General features: G+C 57.8%; 12 protein-coding genes and 1 pseudogene. 10 read left to right on the forward strand and 3 right to left on the reverse strand.

The window, feature by feature from the left end; all coding sequences use genetic code 11:
* Positions 1-65 precede the first annotated feature (65 nt).
* The 6 genes from XI06_RS19600 (at position 66) to XI06_RS19625 (ending at position 7,923) form a co-directional block, all read left to right on the forward strand.
* Positions 66-1,217: an 8-amino-7-oxononanoate synthase gene (locus tag XI06_RS19600; protein WP_271606185.1), complete on the forward strand. Its 1,152-nt coding sequence runs from the start codon at positions 66-68 to the stop codon at positions 1,215-1,217.
* Positions 1,217-1,852 carry a dethiobiotin synthase gene (gene bioD / locus XI06_RS19605; protein WP_271606186.1) on the forward strand — a complete coding sequence of 212 codons (636 nt, stop codon included), beginning with the start codon at positions 1,217-1,219 and terminating at the stop codon, positions 1,850-1,852. Before XI06_RS19600 ends, bioD begins: the two co-directional genes overlap by 1 nt.
* Positions 1,849-3,114 (forward strand): adenosylmethionine--8-amino-7-oxononanoate transaminase, encoded by a 1,266-nt coding sequence (locus XI06_RS19610; protein ID WP_271606187.1) that lies wholly within the window; start codon positions 1,849-1,851, stop codon positions 3,112-3,114. Before bioD ends, XI06_RS19610 begins: the two co-directional genes overlap by 4 nt.
* 1,300 nt (positions 3,115-4,414) lie before the next feature.
* Complete coding sequence (gene panB, locus XI06_RS19615; RefSeq protein WP_271606188.1) at positions 4,415-5,293, forward strand: 3-methyl-2-oxobutanoate hydroxymethyltransferase; 879 nt, start codon at positions 4,415-4,417, stop codon at positions 5,291-5,293.
* Between the two features lie 3 nt (positions 5,294-5,296).
* Positions 5,297-6,136 carry a pantoate--beta-alanine ligase gene (panC, locus tag XI06_RS19620; RefSeq protein WP_271606189.1) on the forward strand — a complete coding sequence of 280 codons (840 nt, stop codon included), beginning with the start codon at positions 5,297-5,299 and terminating at the stop codon, positions 6,134-6,136.
* A 1,586-nt stretch (positions 6,137-7,722) separates the two neighbouring features.
* A complete protein-coding gene (locus XI06_RS19625; protein ID WP_271606190.1) occupies positions 7,723-7,923 on the forward strand; it encodes a hypothetical protein in 201 nt (66 codons plus the stop codon).
* Positions 7,924-8,070: 147 nt separating this feature from the next.
* On the opposite strand, the gene XI06_RS19630 is transcribed toward XI06_RS19625, so the two are convergent.
* Positions 8,071-8,274 carry a hypothetical protein gene (locus XI06_RS19630; RefSeq protein ID WP_271606191.1) on the reverse strand — a complete coding sequence of 68 codons (204 nt, stop codon included), beginning with the start codon at positions 8,272-8,274 and terminating at the stop codon, positions 8,071-8,073.
* 368 nt (positions 8,275-8,642) lie between these two features.
* On the opposite strand from XI06_RS19630, the gene XI06_RS19635 reads away from it, so the two are divergent.
* The 4 genes and pseudogenes from XI06_RS19635 (at position 8,643) to XI06_RS19650 (ending at position 13,202) form a co-directional block, all read left to right on the forward strand.
* Positions 8,643-8,900 (forward strand): hypothetical protein, encoded by a 258-nt coding sequence (locus XI06_RS19635; RefSeq protein ID WP_271606192.1) that lies wholly within the window; start codon positions 8,643-8,645, stop codon positions 8,898-8,900.
* A gap of 316 nt (positions 8,901-9,216) precedes the next feature.
* Positions 9,217-10,071, forward strand: a complete 855-nt coding sequence (locus tag XI06_RS19640; RefSeq protein ID WP_271606193.1) for a hypothetical protein — start codon at positions 9,217-9,219, stop codon at positions 10,069-10,071.
* A 1,429-nt stretch (positions 10,072-11,500) separates the two neighbouring features.
* A pseudogene (locus XI06_RS19645) lies at positions 11,501-11,887 on the forward strand (ectoine synthase).
* 751 nt (positions 11,888-12,638) lie between these two features.
* Complete coding sequence (locus XI06_RS19650) at positions 12,639-13,202, forward strand: thioesterase domain-containing protein (protein ID WP_271606194.1); 564 nt, start codon at positions 12,639-12,641, stop codon at positions 13,200-13,202.
* A 924-nt stretch (positions 13,203-14,126) separates the two neighbouring features.
* Here XI06_RS19650 and XI06_RS19655 read toward each other — a convergent pair.
* Positions 14,127-14,576 (reverse strand): hypothetical protein, encoded by a 450-nt coding sequence (locus XI06_RS19655; RefSeq protein ID WP_271606195.1) that lies wholly within the window; start codon positions 14,574-14,576, stop codon positions 14,127-14,129.
* A gap of 47 nt (positions 14,577-14,623) precedes the next feature.
* Positions 14,624-15,532 (reverse strand): outer membrane protein, encoded by a 909-nt coding sequence (locus tag XI06_RS19660; protein WP_271606196.1) that lies wholly within the window; start codon positions 15,530-15,532, stop codon positions 14,624-14,626.
* Between the last annotated feature and the right edge of the window lie 245 nt (positions 15,533-15,777).

Below are 15,777 nucleotides of genomic sequence, written 5' to 3' on the forward strand. Positions count from 1 at the left end.
GGCCATCCATCCTTAAACGGCCGGCGCAGTTTTTGCGCGGTTTGATGCGATCCTGTGAGTGATGAATGCGGTCAATCCAAACAGCTAGACTTAGTCGCTACGTCGCAGCGTTGAATGCCTTGAACGAAGAGAAACGGCTGCGCTGCATCAAGCCGCGCGTGGGTATCGACTTCGCATCGAACGACTATCTGGCGCTCGGGAGCGCCTCGCGCATCAAAAAGGCGATGGTCGCCGCGCTCGAGGCGGGCACTCCGGTTGGAGCCGGTGGGTCGCGCCTTCTGCGCGGCAATTGCGAGGAGCATGAACGGCTCGAAACGGAAGCAGCTCAGTTCTTTGGCGCGGAGGCAGCGCTTTTCTTTGGAGGCGGCTACATCGCAAATTTTGCCCTCCTGACAACGCTGCCGCAGCGCGGCGATTTGCTCGTTCTCGATTCGCTCGTGCACGCCAGTATCCACGAGGGCGCGCGGGCCGGCCGCGCAGAGTGCCGAATTCACGCGCATAATGATCCCCAGTCAGTCGAAGACGCAATTCGCGACTGGCGAACCAAAGGTGGAGCGGGCCGCGTCTGGATTGTGGCCGAAAGTCTCTACAGTATGGATGGCGACTTCGCTCCACTCGAAGCGCTGGTGGCAATCGCTGATCGCCATGACGCATTTCTGATCGTGGATGAAGCTCATGCCACAGGTGCTTACGGGCATCAAGGACGAGGGCTCACGGCCCCTTATGACAGGCGCGACAATCTCATCGTAGTTCATACCTGCGGCAAAGCGCTCGGTGCGGCGGGGGCACTTGTTACCGCTTCCGGCATCCTGCGCGATTTCATGATCAACCGCTGCCGTCCGTTTATTTTTGCTACCGCCCCATCACCATTGATGGCCGTTGCCGTTCGAGAGGCACTCCTCATCCTGCAGAACGAGCCGGAGCGGCAGCAACGGCTGGCCAAACTCGTTGCGTTCGCGCATCGGCAGATCACTTCGCTTGGCTTGCGCACACCTTCGACCTCTCAGATCGTGCCGTACATCGTCGGTGACAATGCACATGCAATGCGACTTGCCTCTGCTCTGCAGGCGCGCGGCTTCGATATCCGAGGAATTCGGCCGCCAACCGTCCCCGCAGGCACCGCCCGCTTGCGAATTTCGTTGACACTCAATGTTGGGGAAGCGGACGTGCGCGCAATGCTCGATGCGCTGGCCGAGGTGACGAGGGGCTCGTTTTGATGAATAAGCAGATCGTCGTGGCTGGTACGGACACCGGGGTCGGCAAAACGGTATTTTCCGCGGGGCTCGCCGGCCTTCTCGGCGCGAATTACTGGAAGCCGGTCCAGGCCGGGCTCGAGCAAGAGACCGACTCCGAGTGCGTCCGCCGCCTCGGCGGCATCTCGGCCGATCGGATTATCCCGGAGCTCTATCGACTTCTGACGCCTGCGTCGCCCCATTACTCCGCGGAGATCGACGGCGTTCGCATAGACACAGAGACGCTTCGACCGCCGCACAGCGGTGAGCGGCAACTCGTGATCGAGGGCGCCGGCGGCCTCATGGTGCCGCTGACAGCGCGCACTCTTTACATCGACATCTTGGAGCGCTGGCAGCTGCCCGTCGTGCTTTGCGCAAGGACGGGACTGGGCACAATCAATCATTCCCTGCTCTCCATAGAGGCTCTGCGCAAGCGTCAGATTCGAATCCTTGGAATTGCGTTCATTGGTGAAAGAAACGCCGAAACTGAAAGCGCGATTTGCGAGATCGGGAGAGTGCGTTGGTTGGGACGGCTCCCGTGGCTTGTTCCCCTCACGAACGACACGCTGCAGGCCGCTTTCAAGGACTCCTTTGTTGGCAGTGATTTTCTGACCCTATGAAGGTAGCCAAGAGGTCGCCGATCTGGCACCCGTTCACGCAGCATGCTCTACAGCAGGACATGACGAAGGTGCTGCGAGGAGAGGGGGCTTATCTCTACACCGAAGATGGCCGACGCCTTATCGATGCAATCTCCTCCTGGTGGGTCGTGACCCACGGCCATTGCCATCCGTGCATCGTGAACGCAATCCGAGAACAGGCAGGCAAGCTCAATCAGGTCATCTTCGCCGGATACACTCACGACCCGGCTGAGCAAGTTGCGACGGAACTATTGAAGGTCACCTCCCCGGCGCTCGAGCATGTGTTCTTCTCCGATAGCGGGTCGACCAGCGTCGAAGTCGCGCTGAAAATGGCGCTCGGCTACTGGCACAATACCGGAAGACAGCGAACCCGAATTGTGGTGATGCAGCACTCGTACCATGGCGACACGATCGGGGCGATGTCGGTAGGTAGCCGAGGCGTCTTCAATGCGGCCTACGGGGCGCTGATGTTCGAGGTGACCTCGATTCCGTTCCCGGCAAGAGATCGTGAGCAAATAGCGCTCGATGCGCTTGAAAACGCGTGTCGAAACGAACATCCCGCAGCCTTTATCGTGGAGCCCCTGATATTGGGTGCCGGTGGAATGCTGATGTATTCTCCCTCGGTGCTAAGAGAGATGAAGCGGATCTGTGAAGCCTTCGATGTCCTGTTCATTGCGGACGAGGTCATGACCGGCTGGGGCCGGACGGGTACCTTGTTTGCGTGTGAGCAGGCCGATGTCACGCCCGATATTGCCTGCTATTCGAAGGGCCTTACGGCTGGGGCGCTGCCGCTCGCCGTCACGCTCTGTCGAGCCGATATTTTCGATGCGCATTATTCTGAAGATCGCACGCGTACGTTTTTTCATTCGAGCTCATATACGGCCAATCCAGTGGCCTGCGCCGCCGCCAAGGCCAATCTGGACCTATGGCAGGATCAGGAATATCGCCGGCGGCTCGCATCCTTGGCCACGATGCAAGAACAGTCTCTCGCGCCATTTTGCGCCGATTCACGGTTCGCAAACGTCCGACGCACAGGAACAGTCACAGCGCTTGAACTCAACACGAGCGATGCCGGCTATCTGGCGGACATCGGGCCAAAGCTTTTAGCTTTCTTCCAAGCGCGGAACCTGCTGTTACGCCCACTCGGTAACACGATCTACGTGATGCCGCCTTACTGCGTTACGGCGGCCGACCTTGACGAAATCTATGCTGCCATCCGTGACGCTGCTGACTTGCTGATGTGAGATGCATGAGGCTGTGCATCGTATGCAGTGACAAGATCTTGCAAGGTGAATGCGTCCGTATTGCTGCCGTTTGATAGTGCAACGAGGCTGCAGCCCCCACGGCTCGCAGGCTGATCGTGCTTTGAGCACTTGCTTTAAGCGCTCCCGATAAAGCTGCCGCAGCAATCCTGCGGGCTAGCCGTGATAGGCGCAGCATTTGGTCGAAATGTCGAGCGAATTGCGTTAATCACGATAGAGAAATCCATTAACTTGAACAAATTCTCGGCGAGGCGTTCTGCGGAAAGTACTGCTTCTCGAGGCGGCCGCACATCAGTGTCAAGGCTCTTGATGGCTGCAAGAACCAGGGAGACGGCCCGCCGGGCGACCGCAGCTTTAGTCCGCGCGTGGTGCTGTGGTCAGAGGGCAGCTGGGCTTTCCAAGTAATGTCTGACAGGAGGCGCGAATGCACATTGGCTTCCGTAATTCCCTCGACCCGTCAGCCAAATGCTGCGCCGTATGCGGCGGAAAATTTGGGATGATCCGCCATTACTGCTGGCGAACGGCCCTTTGCTCCACGAAATGCCTCAACCGCTTCAAGGCGCGGCGGGAGGCCGATCAGAAATGGCTTCGATGGTTGCGAGCGGCTTAGGACTAGACCGAGCTGTGCCGTTACCGCCTGGTCAGACTTGTTGCAGCCTCGAATGGTCCTCTAGAGCGCACGGAAATCAAGTGACAGAAACATCGGCAAAAATAATCGATTTCAGGGCCTATAGGGCCAGCAGGCTGGCTCGGTCTGAGCGTCTTCGCGACGACATCTACTCGACCGCGACACTCGCTGCGCTTACATCGGCTTGTCACCTTTGGACGTTCCTGGCCTGCCATCCGTTTGCTTTGCTCGCTGCGCCAGCGCCGAAGCAGGAGTCTCACGAGTACCCCATGAGGGGCAGACACGAAGATGTGCACTGAAGAGGAAGTGCCCACTACGTGCATCTGCAGCTCGGTCCGGCGGTGCCTTCACCGTCTGGAGAGTCTGCAATCAGCCCAGATAGCGCGTGCAGATGGTGGCTCGTCGCGAGCGCCGCTCCTCGATCGAGGCGGCGGCCGGCATAGTCTTTGAAGCCGTACGAGAAGATCAGCCATCGGGTGGTTAAATCGCGGTCTAGCGATGAGGAAGGTCTTGCCTCATGATTGCGCGACCATTGGACTGTTTTTGTGTTGTTCTCCAGTTCTAGAGAACTTCGATCTCCATCCTGCATGCTATTGACAGGTTTCTCCCGCATTCTCTAGGAAGCGCCGACGGTGTGCGGGGAGCGGATCCAATATGAGCCACAGTTCAGGACGGCCTCTAGAACGTGTCACGATTCCGGCACTGCAGCAGTGGAAGGATAAAGGACGGCGTGTTGTGATGACCACCGCCTACGATGCTGTTGCGGCGCGCATCGTGGATCCCATTGTCGATATCATCCTGGTCGGCGATAGCGTTGGAAACGTGTGCCTGGGATTCGACAACACGCTGCCTGTCAGCATGGCCATGATGAATCATCACCTGGAGGCTGTTGCGCGCACGAGGCCTCATGCCCTGCTTGTGGCCGACATGCCCTTTCTGAGCTTTCATGTCGGTTCTAAGGATACGATTCGCAATGCAGGAGGTTTTCTGCAGCGCGGCGCCGATGCTGTGAAACTCGAGGGTGGTGCCAAACGCATCGACGTGGTACGCGCCTTGGTTGATTGCGAAATTCCTGTGATGGGACATCTCGGTCTGACCCCGCAGAGCGTCAACGTCATGGGTGGATTCAAGGTGCAGGGACGGACAAAGGATACCGCCTTGCGGCTACTCGATGACGCGCACCGTCTGCAGGAAGCCGGCTGCTTCGCGCTGGTCCTGGAGGGCATTCCTGCCGAGCTCGCGGCGCGAGCGACCGAATTTCTCACGATCCCCACCATCGGGATCGGAGCAGGACCCGATTGCTCGGGCCAAGTGCTCGTGTCTCATGATGTCTTGGGGCTAACCGAAGGCCATCGGCCCAAATTTGTTCGTGCCTATACAAATGGATTCCAGCTGTTGCAGGAGGCGCTGTCGCGCTGGGCTGCCGATGTCCGCAAAGGTGCATTCCCGGGCTCAGAGGAGTGCTATCGGCTTCCTGATCAGCTTCGGCATGCCGTCGCCAACTGGGTGCCCTCCAATTCAACCTCAAGGTAAGAAATGCAAGTAATTACGAAGGTCGCTGAGCTGCGTCGCGCCCTTGCAGACGTTCGTAATGCCGATAAGCGCATCGGATTCGTTCCGACGATGGGGTACTTGCACGACGGCCACCTGGCCCTGATCTCGGCTAGCCGGGGACACTGCGACGTCACTGTCGTTAGCATCTTCGTCAACCCCACTCAGTTCGGCCCAAACGAGGATCTCAGCAAGTACCCTCGCGACTTCGCGCGCGATGAAGCGTTGTGCCGCAGTGCCGGGGTCTCCATCATCTTCGCGCCAAGTGCAGAGGAGATCTATCCGGCTCAGTTTGAGAGCTTTGTCGACCCGGGCGAACTCGCAAAACCGCTCTGCGGAGGTTTCAGGCCTGGACATTTTCGTGGTGTAGCGACAGTCGTCTGCAAGCTATTCAACATGGTGCAGCCGGACGTCGCGTACTTTGGACAGAAGGATTTTCAGCAATGCGCTGTGATACGCCGCATGACGGTTGATCTGAATCTTCCGATCGAGATTGTCACCGCGCCAACCGTGCGGGAACCAGATGGACTCGCAATGAGCAGTCGCAACCGTTACCTCAGTCCCGAAGAACGTGGTCGGAGCCTTGCAATCAGCCGTGGCTTGTTCGCCGCGGCCCAAGAGTTTGCCTCAGGGGAGCGCGAGGCGTCAACGCTGATTGCGCTTGCAAGAAAGCATTTGGAAGGGGTCGATCGACTCCAGTACCTTGAGCTTGTCGACGCTGGGACCCTCAGGATTGCTGAGAGCCCTCTGCGCCATCCAGCGGTGCTCTGTGTCGCAGCGTACGTCGGCTCGACTCGGTTGATCGACAATGTAGTCCTGACCTAGTCGCCATCGTAGCCAGATCCGCAAGCGACTGCGCTCAGAAGCAGTCGAACCCGATCAGTTGGCGCTGAAATCCTCAACATCCTGAAAGAGCTCTCGAACGCGATCCGAAAGTGCTCCTTTGCGTCCTGAACAACTGCCCCACGCTCGAGCACTTGATGTCGGTTGATCGGCTCTGCCGCTGACAAGTGGAGCGAGACGGAGCCGCTCCACTCTGCCGAGAGCAGCCAAGCGCGGGTTCGCTTTTCGTATTATGACTTTGGCGGCTCGCTCAGACGTTCCGGGCCATTCCGACCGCTTTGCGCGCTTTCTACGACGTGGCGCAAAGCAATTTCAGAAAGTCGTACAACCAGCTGTTTGAGGCGCGCAATCTCCTTCTAACGGCGCTCCAGCTCGTACTGTTCGGCCGTCATCACAGATGTTGTGCGACGTTGGCTGCTGCCGAGATAATTCATGTAGTTGCCTTTCCGATTGGACAAGCACAGCAGAAAGTCTGAACAGCCCAGTCGCTTCTCTTCGCTGAAACGAGGCGCCTCGCCGACAGATCGGAGGTTTCATATGCAGGCCGCGGCGGGCTGGTTTGCTAGCTCACTCCCTCCCAAAGGGTTCGCGCCCAGCTCGCTGATGCGACCGTACTTTCGGCGACGCCATCTCGCTCATGGCTCATGCTCAGTTGCAGTAATGGCTCACAATGTGGCCGCGGAATATGCCGCCCTCCGGCTGCGTATGATCGCTCTGGGCGGAGACTGTAACAAAATGGCAATATCGATTAATGCGACGAGTCCTGCTCCCGCGCTCAAATCCTGCATTACGGCAGCGCCTTCGATGAATTTTCACACGACGTTCGCGTGTCCGTGCTTGGGCCTTCGGCTGCGCCAGGCTTATATGCCCAAAAACGCAAGTCGCTACTGAGATCATCCGCCTGTAAGCGAGCATTGCCAAAGGAGGCTCGCTCAAAATCGTGTGCTGCCAATGCGTGCGATTAATTAATCCCCACACGTCCGTAACCACGAAATCGCTTCACGATCGCGAGCCGACCGGCTAGGGGACGAGTCACGGGTCACTGATCGTCGCGTCAGATCAGATCTTGGCGCGATTTCGGCGCCAAACACAGGGTTGACGCTGGTTTTTGACGCGAAGATATGCTTCATCCCAACAATTGATCGCGACGTCCCTCTGCAGTGCAAGATGCGAAGCGCTCGGACTTGGTTGGACGCGGCAGGCGCGATAAGCAACAAATCCTCTGACCGCAATTGAACCTGATGAGATCGGCAACCGAACTGGCACCGTCCGAACACATTGGTCAGCCGCAGCCGGCCAGCCAGTCCGGCGCGCAATAGAAGTCCCCGCATGCCTTGCGTAATCCCAGGGCGTCGCGTTCGGCTCTGAGCTTCGCCAAGCTTGTCAGTTAAGCCAGAGAGGGACGACGAGAAAAGCAAAAGCGGGCCGATTAAGCGAGCTGCCGCAATTTGCACCGCCATGAAAATCGGCTCACCTGCAGTCACAAAGCCTCACGCGATCTGATGTGCTTGCGTTGCGGCCCAGCAAATGTCCATTATCTTCCTCGATGGGATGAGGGAGATCTCCCAATGCTGGACGGTGTCACGACCGCGCTCCTGCGCACGATCCTGGAGGAGGTTTGCGAGAACGTCTCACCGTATGACGCCGGCATCCGCGCCTACGTTGCTTCCAAAATCCTGGAGGCCGCCACCAGAGGTGAGACGCGGCCCGATCGGCTTAGACAGATAGGTCAGGAAGCTCTTTCCAAAGCGCCAACGATGTGGCGATAGATCTAGGACGTGGCTTGTCATTGAGGTGAATTTACAAGTCGCAGTGCTGAAGATCCTGGCCTGTTCTCTAGGTTCGGTCGCCGTCGCGTCGCCTGCGGCATGGCGACCCGGCTAGCTCGCAGAGGTGTATCCGTCCGCGCAGAGGTTTTACTCCCGTGCGAGCGCCGCAAGTGCCTTTTCGATCACTGTGATTTCTTGACTGACCTGAGCGATCGCTTCCTTCGGATCAATTCCGGTTACGCGGTTCAACTTCAGCAGTAGCTCCCGCCGATGCGTCAGAAGGTTCTCCAGCGCGCTGCGGTTGTTTAGTTTCACATAGCCGTCCACAATCAATCCAATCGAAAGAGACATCGAAACTCTCAAACAAACCTGTTCTCAACGGAGCTCCGTATAACACATCGGCAGATGATGTTCAGCTCGCCGGAAGAGAATACTGACGGGCGAGCTTGTTAGCGATAAGCCTCCGCACCCGCGGCCTGCCAACCGTTCCTTGCGTTTTACAAGCGTCCAGCTCTGTTTGAGGGACTAGCGGAGCAGAAAATCGGCGCATGGGGAGCAAAAAACGCTGCGGATCGTCGAAATGGAAATGCTAGGAATGATATTGCGAACTGCCATGCCGAACGGTTTCCGCGATGCGACGACAGGCAGCGCGTTAACTAGCGACATGCTCGCCTAAATATCTCCTCGTAGACATTGCGACGACGTCAGGAGCGCCCAGGATGCTCGATGAATACTTCGCCCGCATTCGTGCTTACCGCAACAACATCCACCGCTATCGTCGCCTGCTGAAGTCGAACCTGTCGGATGTGGAGCGTCAGTTCATCGAAAAACGCCTCACCGAAGAGCAGACCACGCTCGAGTCTATTTCGGCCGAAACCTTCCCGCTCGCGTTTGGCCTTCGGAAAGGGGGCGGACGTGACGGCGAGCTAGGCGCGGAGCCGCGAACGACGTGCGCGTCCGGGACCCCGGCGGTCTGATCTGCCGACCTGCGCAGGGCGCGGTGGCACCCCAGTTCTACTCAGGGATGCCCCAATTTTTCCGACGAAATCGAATTCAGATCAATATGTTAGTTAGAGTGTTTCTGGGACGCGCACGCGACTCATCGAAGCAAAATGGCCGCGCGAGCGAGCGGCCATTTGTCCCTGTCGTCGCGACGAGTGGGCTGGCCAGGGGATAGCCTGGCTCAGTAGCTTGAGCGTGCGCGTTCCGTCCGCGTTGAAACAGAACGCCACCGATTGAAGACGTGCAGGGGCGCGGTAGGCTCGTGCAGGTGGTAATCAGCGGAGTCCTATCATGCCGCAAGGATCTATTCTTCTCGTGCACGGCACTGGTGTTCGGCTTGGCAATTACGAGAAGAGCTTAGAGGGTCGCCGAGAAAACGGCCAGCGAGGGCAGCTTGGGACGGAATTTGTTCCCTGTGCTTGGGGAGACCCGCTCGGGGTTGAATTCGAAGGGCTTTCTCTTCTGGATGTTCCGACTGCGGAAGTCGAGCTCAAGGCGGAAGAGGATCTCGCTCAGTGGATCTGGATCCTAGATGATCCGCTTGTTGAACTTTCCTTGCTCGGAATTCCAGATGGAAGTGCTGCAAATGCAGGCGTTCTGAATCCGGAAGGACCAACGCCGGCCGAGCAAAATCTCGAACAGGTGAGGGCGTACGCTCCCAGCCTGGAGTTCCGGCAATTGCTCGCTCGCGGCGGCCTTGAGAATGTTTGGGAGCCCGCCCGGACCCGGATTTTATCCGATAAGGTCACCGAGCGCGCATTTGAGGCGTCCGAGCATGAACCTCAAGAAGCGTTCCGCGGGCTCGCCCGAGCTTTGGTGGCGCAGCTGCATGTGGAAGCTGTCTCTCGCTCGCGCCCCGCTCTGTCCGCCGTTCACCGCGAGAAGCTGGTGCAGCGGCTCTTGATTGACTGGAAGCAACAGGTGTTCGGGATAAGCGACCGATTTCTCAAATTTGTGGCGCGCGCCGGGACGAGATACCCCAGAGATCGCCGCAACGCGCTCAATACGGTCGCGGCTCTCCCGCTCGGAGACGTCCTGCTTTATCAGACCAACGGAGCCAAGATCCGCTCGTTCATTAAGAGCAAGATTGAGCCCTGTCCTGCGCCAGTGACCATCGTCGCACATATGCTCCACGACAGGATCTAACGGTCAATAGACAGCTTGCGTCGTTGTTCGTGCTCGCACTTGTTCAGTCTCTGTTGGAGCCGCCGGAAGAGGAGCAAAGCCGATCGTCAGTTGCCCTCGATGTTCGACAACAGCTCGAACGCCGCCTCACTGCGGCCCTGGCCGCTTTGCCGCAGTCTCCAGCCGAATCCGCGAGCGAGCTTGGACACGTCGCAAAGTTATTGTCGAGCGATGGCAAACGAGACATCCCATGGATGCATTTCGAAGCCCGGCTCGCCGCTGCCTATGTCGAAGTCTCCTCCCGGTTAAACCAAGCAAAAACCTCTCCGCGGCGATACAGCACTACCGGTGCCTTCGGGACTATTACTCCAAAGTCGAACGGGATTCGCTTGAAGTTGGGCGCATGGAGAGCCACCTAGGTGACACTCTCTCGCTCAGAGGGGAGCTTACTCAAAGCCTGACTGATCTCGAAGCCGCAGAGGCGTGTTCCCGAAGGGCCGCAGACCATTTCCGCGCCGCTAACCCGACGAATGAGGCTGCGAGCTTGCAACACCGCATCCAGGTGTTAGCCGATCGACGACGAGTGCAGAGCGCCTTTCAAGATGCTCCTGTGGCTAAGAAGACCCACCCAAGATCGCCACGAGCGAAGAAGCCTCCCTCCGAGTCAAAGTCTGCTAAATCGGCGGCCAGAACGCGGAAGCCGAAGCGCAAGGTTGCGAAAAAAAGAAATAGCTCAAAGGACAGCCACAGGGCGGCGCAGCTTGTGCCAAGATTTCCAAGATTTCCGAGCGTGACGTCAGGAGTAGTTTGCAACTTCTAAAAGCGCGGATTGAAGCCGTTTGGGATCTTGACGCTTCGTACTGCTCGACCGGTTCTCGCTCGCGGACCTGTTGGTATTCGGCCAATATCTCGCCAGTTTGTTAGATTGGCTACACGCGCAGCCAAATCGCTCGCTCGCTAGCCAGCTGAGACAGCCACAATATTTGTCGTTCATCGGTCTGCTATCACGGCATGACATTTGCTCTACTAGTGAGACGATGGGTATCCGTAGTCGCGGCGAGAGGCACAGCTAGGAAGGAGACGACTTGGCAAATCTGGGACTGGAGACAGTTCATGTCGCCGCCAATATCTCCAGCAGCATTCTGGGAAATACAAAGGTAAGCGGCGGTACCGCGCGAAAGGTGGAACATCAAGCTGGTGCGCGCCGATCCGGGTCGGCTGCGAAATACCCGGGCGCCTGTAGTTTTAATAGTCATGGGGCAAATGGCAGGGCGTTTGCGTGTAGCCAATCCCGTAGGATTACTGCACGGGTTCTCGGCAACCGGCCGCGGGGTTTTTCGACAGAGATCCCAGTCGGCCGTGCGCCAGGGGAGGCCGCAGTTCCGGGGCAGAACAACCGCCTCCAGCCTTTGGATCAATCACTTCAATCTGCACGGGGCAATCGAACCCTATGATTGTGCGTAGTCTGCACGACGTTGAAGCAACCGATCACTTCGTCGATTGGGGCAATGGTACTAGCCATCGCCTCCTAACGGATAAGGACGGCATGGGTTTTAGCATCTGCCACACCGTCGTGCGCGCCAACACCGTTTCCCTTCTGCAATACCGGAATCATCTCTAAGCCTGCTACTGCATCGGCGGAGAGGGTGAGGTCGAGGACATGAACGGCAATGTCTTTCCCATTCGCCGGGACGACATGTATGTTCTTGACAAGCATGACAAGCATTTCCTGCGCGGGGGACGGGGCAAGGACTTGATCCTCGTTAGCATCTTCAACCCGCCCCTCACCGGAACCGAGCGCCACAAGCTCGACGACACTGCAGGCTCCACATATTGAGCGATGCGAAGAAACACCAATCCAATATGAACTGCCGCTAATTGCGAGAAACATTTACTCGAGCCATCCAGCACTGCCCCGTACCGCACGCGCGGACCTCAGAAAAACTCTTTGTCCCGGTTTTGCGAAAGGCGCACGCGATGCTGTTCGGTTGAGCCGACAAATTACTTTGGGAGCCCAGGCTTGTCCGGAAGAACAGGCGGTGGATGCTTATGCCGATTAATGGCGCGCTCAGTTGTACGATGTCGGGCGACGCTGTCGGAGAGCTGACATAGCCCCGCTGTGACGATCGCAGTGATCGCACTCGATTTCACTGTTGGCACGATACATGCGCAATCCTCTAAAGAGCGCCATAGAGGAGAAGTCGTTCGATGAGAGCGCTTACCAGAAACGCTGACGCGGTTGAGTGGCAGCTGCGATACTGCCGGCACCATGCTTGGTGGTGCGGAATGAGCGATGAACAGGTGCAGAGCATATCTGGCGCACATGAGCTGCTGGCGCGCGGGGAGGGTTTTGGCGACGGCGCCTCGAGCAGTTTAGAAGATTGCATCCTCCTTTCGTGTCATCGTCCGTGGCTGCGGCGCCGGCAATCTTGAGTTCCCGGGCCGCAACCCTGTTCTGAAGCAGCTTGCATCGAAGATTCGTTTGCAGGTGCAGCCCAGTAACAGGGCGGTGATTCCGGTTCGACCGACCGGCTCACAGTCTCTTCTTTGTCCCCACAGGTTTTGGGGATTGTTCGTATGTCCTCGGTTTGGCAGCGGAAATAGATGCAGACTGCCCGGTCTACGCTCTGCCATGGCCCCCGTTCGATGACGTTCGTCCACCGACGCTTGAGGCGGTGGCCGCAGAGGTGATCCTTGCGATCAAACAAATCCAGCCACGTGGCCCATACCGCTTTGCTGGATACTCATCAGGTGCGATCCTGGCTTATGCAATTGCCGAGCAGTTACTGAGTGGTGATGAAGTTGTGTCATTCATGGCGTTCATTGATGTTAGTCTACCTGAGGCTTCTTCAAACGGATCACTAAAGAATTTGGCGCGAGAATTTGTTTTGGATCGTTGTGGAATCTTGCGCGATGCGTATCACGAGATTTTGGAACGCGACTGCGAACAAGCTTCCATCTCTGAGTTGCTTGAAAAGGCGCAGCAAATAGGAGCGCTAGCTCCAGACGCGCGCTACGATCATATCGCGTTCCGTCGCTCGCGATCGAAATACATCAGTTCTATGCGAGCGAGCCTCTCATCAGTCATCGGGTCCCACCTGACAAACAACTCAGAAGCGACTTGCCAAACCAGGGCTGGGACCGGGTCGTGAATGCTATTCGTGCCGTACCGGTTGCAGGCAACCACGCAACAATAGTGAGCAATCCAGAAAACCGCCGAGTTTTGGCTCGAGCCATTTCAAAAGCCCTTGATCGCGGCTGTTGAATAGACCAAGAGAACTTTCTCCGAGGCCCCAACCTTCGACGCCGTTGTGAAGCGGATGCGCTCCGCCTCAAGATTGAGCCGCGGCGCTTGCGAATGGGCCACCGACTTCGGATGTGGGGCGCCAACGCGGTACTAGATCAACGCAGCAAAGCGAAAATTGGGGAGCCTCCTTGAGGAGCTTGAAACTTGTCGTCGAGCGGCGAGGCACGCCCAGGACTTGCCAGAGGCGCAAGAGCTGATCGACCAAGTCGTCAGGGCAGGCTCAGCAGTTCTGGACTACTACGCTGATCTGCCCCCAAACTTGGCGCGTCGCATTCTGCCTGACGATGGGGCCCGCCGGCTTAGCTCATCCCGGACTTTCGGATCATCTCAATGCCGCGCTGGCAGAGATTGCGGGAGCGCGCGACACCGGGGCCTTATCGCGCGCAGTAATGCGCAAGAGCAAGCGGTTCCGCAGCGCAGCTTGCTCATTCAGCGCCAAACTTGAATTGCTGCCGCGTTTTCTCAACTTGGGCACGCGCGCATTAAAACTATTGTCCAAGAACGAAGTGAAAGCGCTGACACTTTCTTCTATTCTTCTATTCTCATTTGGAAAATCCTCAAGGATGGCCGGGTGGTGGGTGCAAGCGTGTTGGCACTGAGGCTTTCGGGGGCCGGAAGGGACTCGAGAGGCGTGTGGGGGCTCGCACCGGCTGGCACTCATTCTTGGCATGCAAGCTGCTCTGCTCGATTCCGAGGTGCTTCACCATCATTACCCACGACGTCGGCTTCCTGTTTGGCGCCGACGTCGATGCTTATGAGCCGGCCAAGATCAACTCTTTGAGTCGATCTTGTAAGAGGCCTGAAAGAATGTACCCCAGCGCTCCATACTGTACTTCGCAAGAATGCGCGGGGCACCGACGCAGCCGCTGCTGCTGCACAAAGAGTCGCTGTCCTTTTTGATCCACATGGCCCAATAGCGGCCACCGACGCCGACGCTGATGTTTTTGGTGATCGAGTAGGACAAGACGCCTTCGATCTGGACGCCGCCACCACCATTTCCGCGTTGTTCATCAAAGGTGGTCATGTCGCGCAAGAGATGATAGTCACGTCCCTTAAAACCGGTCCAGGGCAAGTAGGCCACGTCGGCGTTCAAACGCCAACGCTCGGTCAGCATGGTTTCGGCGCTCACGCCGATCCGAGGCGCATTCCATTGAGTATCCTCTCCGCCGATGATCCTGCTGTCACCCGACGTCAAACACGAATACAGCGGGTTAGCCACCTGCATGCATCCGGTCGAGTCCGAACTCTGGCCGTAATAGGTCTAGCCTATAAATCCCCCGACCTTGTAGTCGCTGCTGCGCAGGAAGTCGTAACCGACGTCAGCCGTGTAATAGGCAAACCTTCCGTTTGACTGCCCGGAAAGGTTGTTGATGTAGGAAAGTCCGTCCTCGGGTATCCAATCTTCATTATTTTTCCTTTGTTGAACTGCCCGATACCAAGATTGCTTTTCAAGAAAACTCCCCATGGACTGTCAACACGGCCGAATAACTCCCCGGAAAGTCCGTCCAGTCCATGATAAGTGAGCCTCGATTCCAGTATGCTGGGGTCTTCAGGCCAGCCGTACCGAACTGCGCTGTGATCCCACTGGAACCGTCCCCGGCTCAGCCAGAGCCGCGAGCCGCCTTCGAAGGACCAGCCGGGCGCGTAGAAAATGGGTGGTACGCTGCCAGCTGATTTCGCATACAGCGGCGCATCGGACCATTGTGCGGCCTCTGGGTCCGCACCAAAGTGGTAGTTCAGGCCAATCTTTCCGATGTGATAGTTACTGGTCAGGCTGGTTGTGCTCGCCGGCAGAATCGCAAACGGCGGAAACTGCACTGTCGCAGCCGTCGCGACACTCGGGCCGCCAAAATGCAGATAGTCATATTCGACGTTCACCGACCATGCGGGCGTTAGGGCTTGTTCGACGCCCAGCCCGATAATGCCACCGACCCGACCATCGTCGAAATGCGTTCTGCCCTGTGGCCAGCCGCCTTCAAAGTTGTTGATGACACCGCCCCGATTGTTTTGCCAGGCTAGGCCTGCCTTGAGATAGGCCAGCGTGTGTCCGAGCGCGCCAAAGGCGTAACCGACGCGACCGGCCCCGGTGGCAAAGAGGCTCGGACCTGCCTTGCAATTTGCGCTCACAACGAAGCGAAGAGGCGAGGCATGTACTTGTGCCGTTGGCGACAGCACCGCTGGCATCCAGCTCGATGCCAAACACCCAGCTGTTGTTCTGCCAGTTGTAACCGATCTGGCCACCAGCAAGGAACGCCGGGGTATCGACGACGCCGCCATAGATTGATGGACCGTATGGATTGCTGAAGGAGGTGCGGCCGTACCCACCGCCGGCATGCCCGCCAATATAGCCTCCAGACCAGTTCCGCACCGCCTGTGGCAGTTTAAATTGTGGCTCAAGATCCGCTGGCTTCGCCGCGCTG

Source organism: Bradyrhizobium sp. CCBAU 11434 (genome assembly GCF_028128895.1).
GTDB classification, from domain to species: Bacteria; Pseudomonadota; Alphaproteobacteria; order Rhizobiales; family Xanthobacteraceae; genus Bradyrhizobium; species Bradyrhizobium zhengyangense.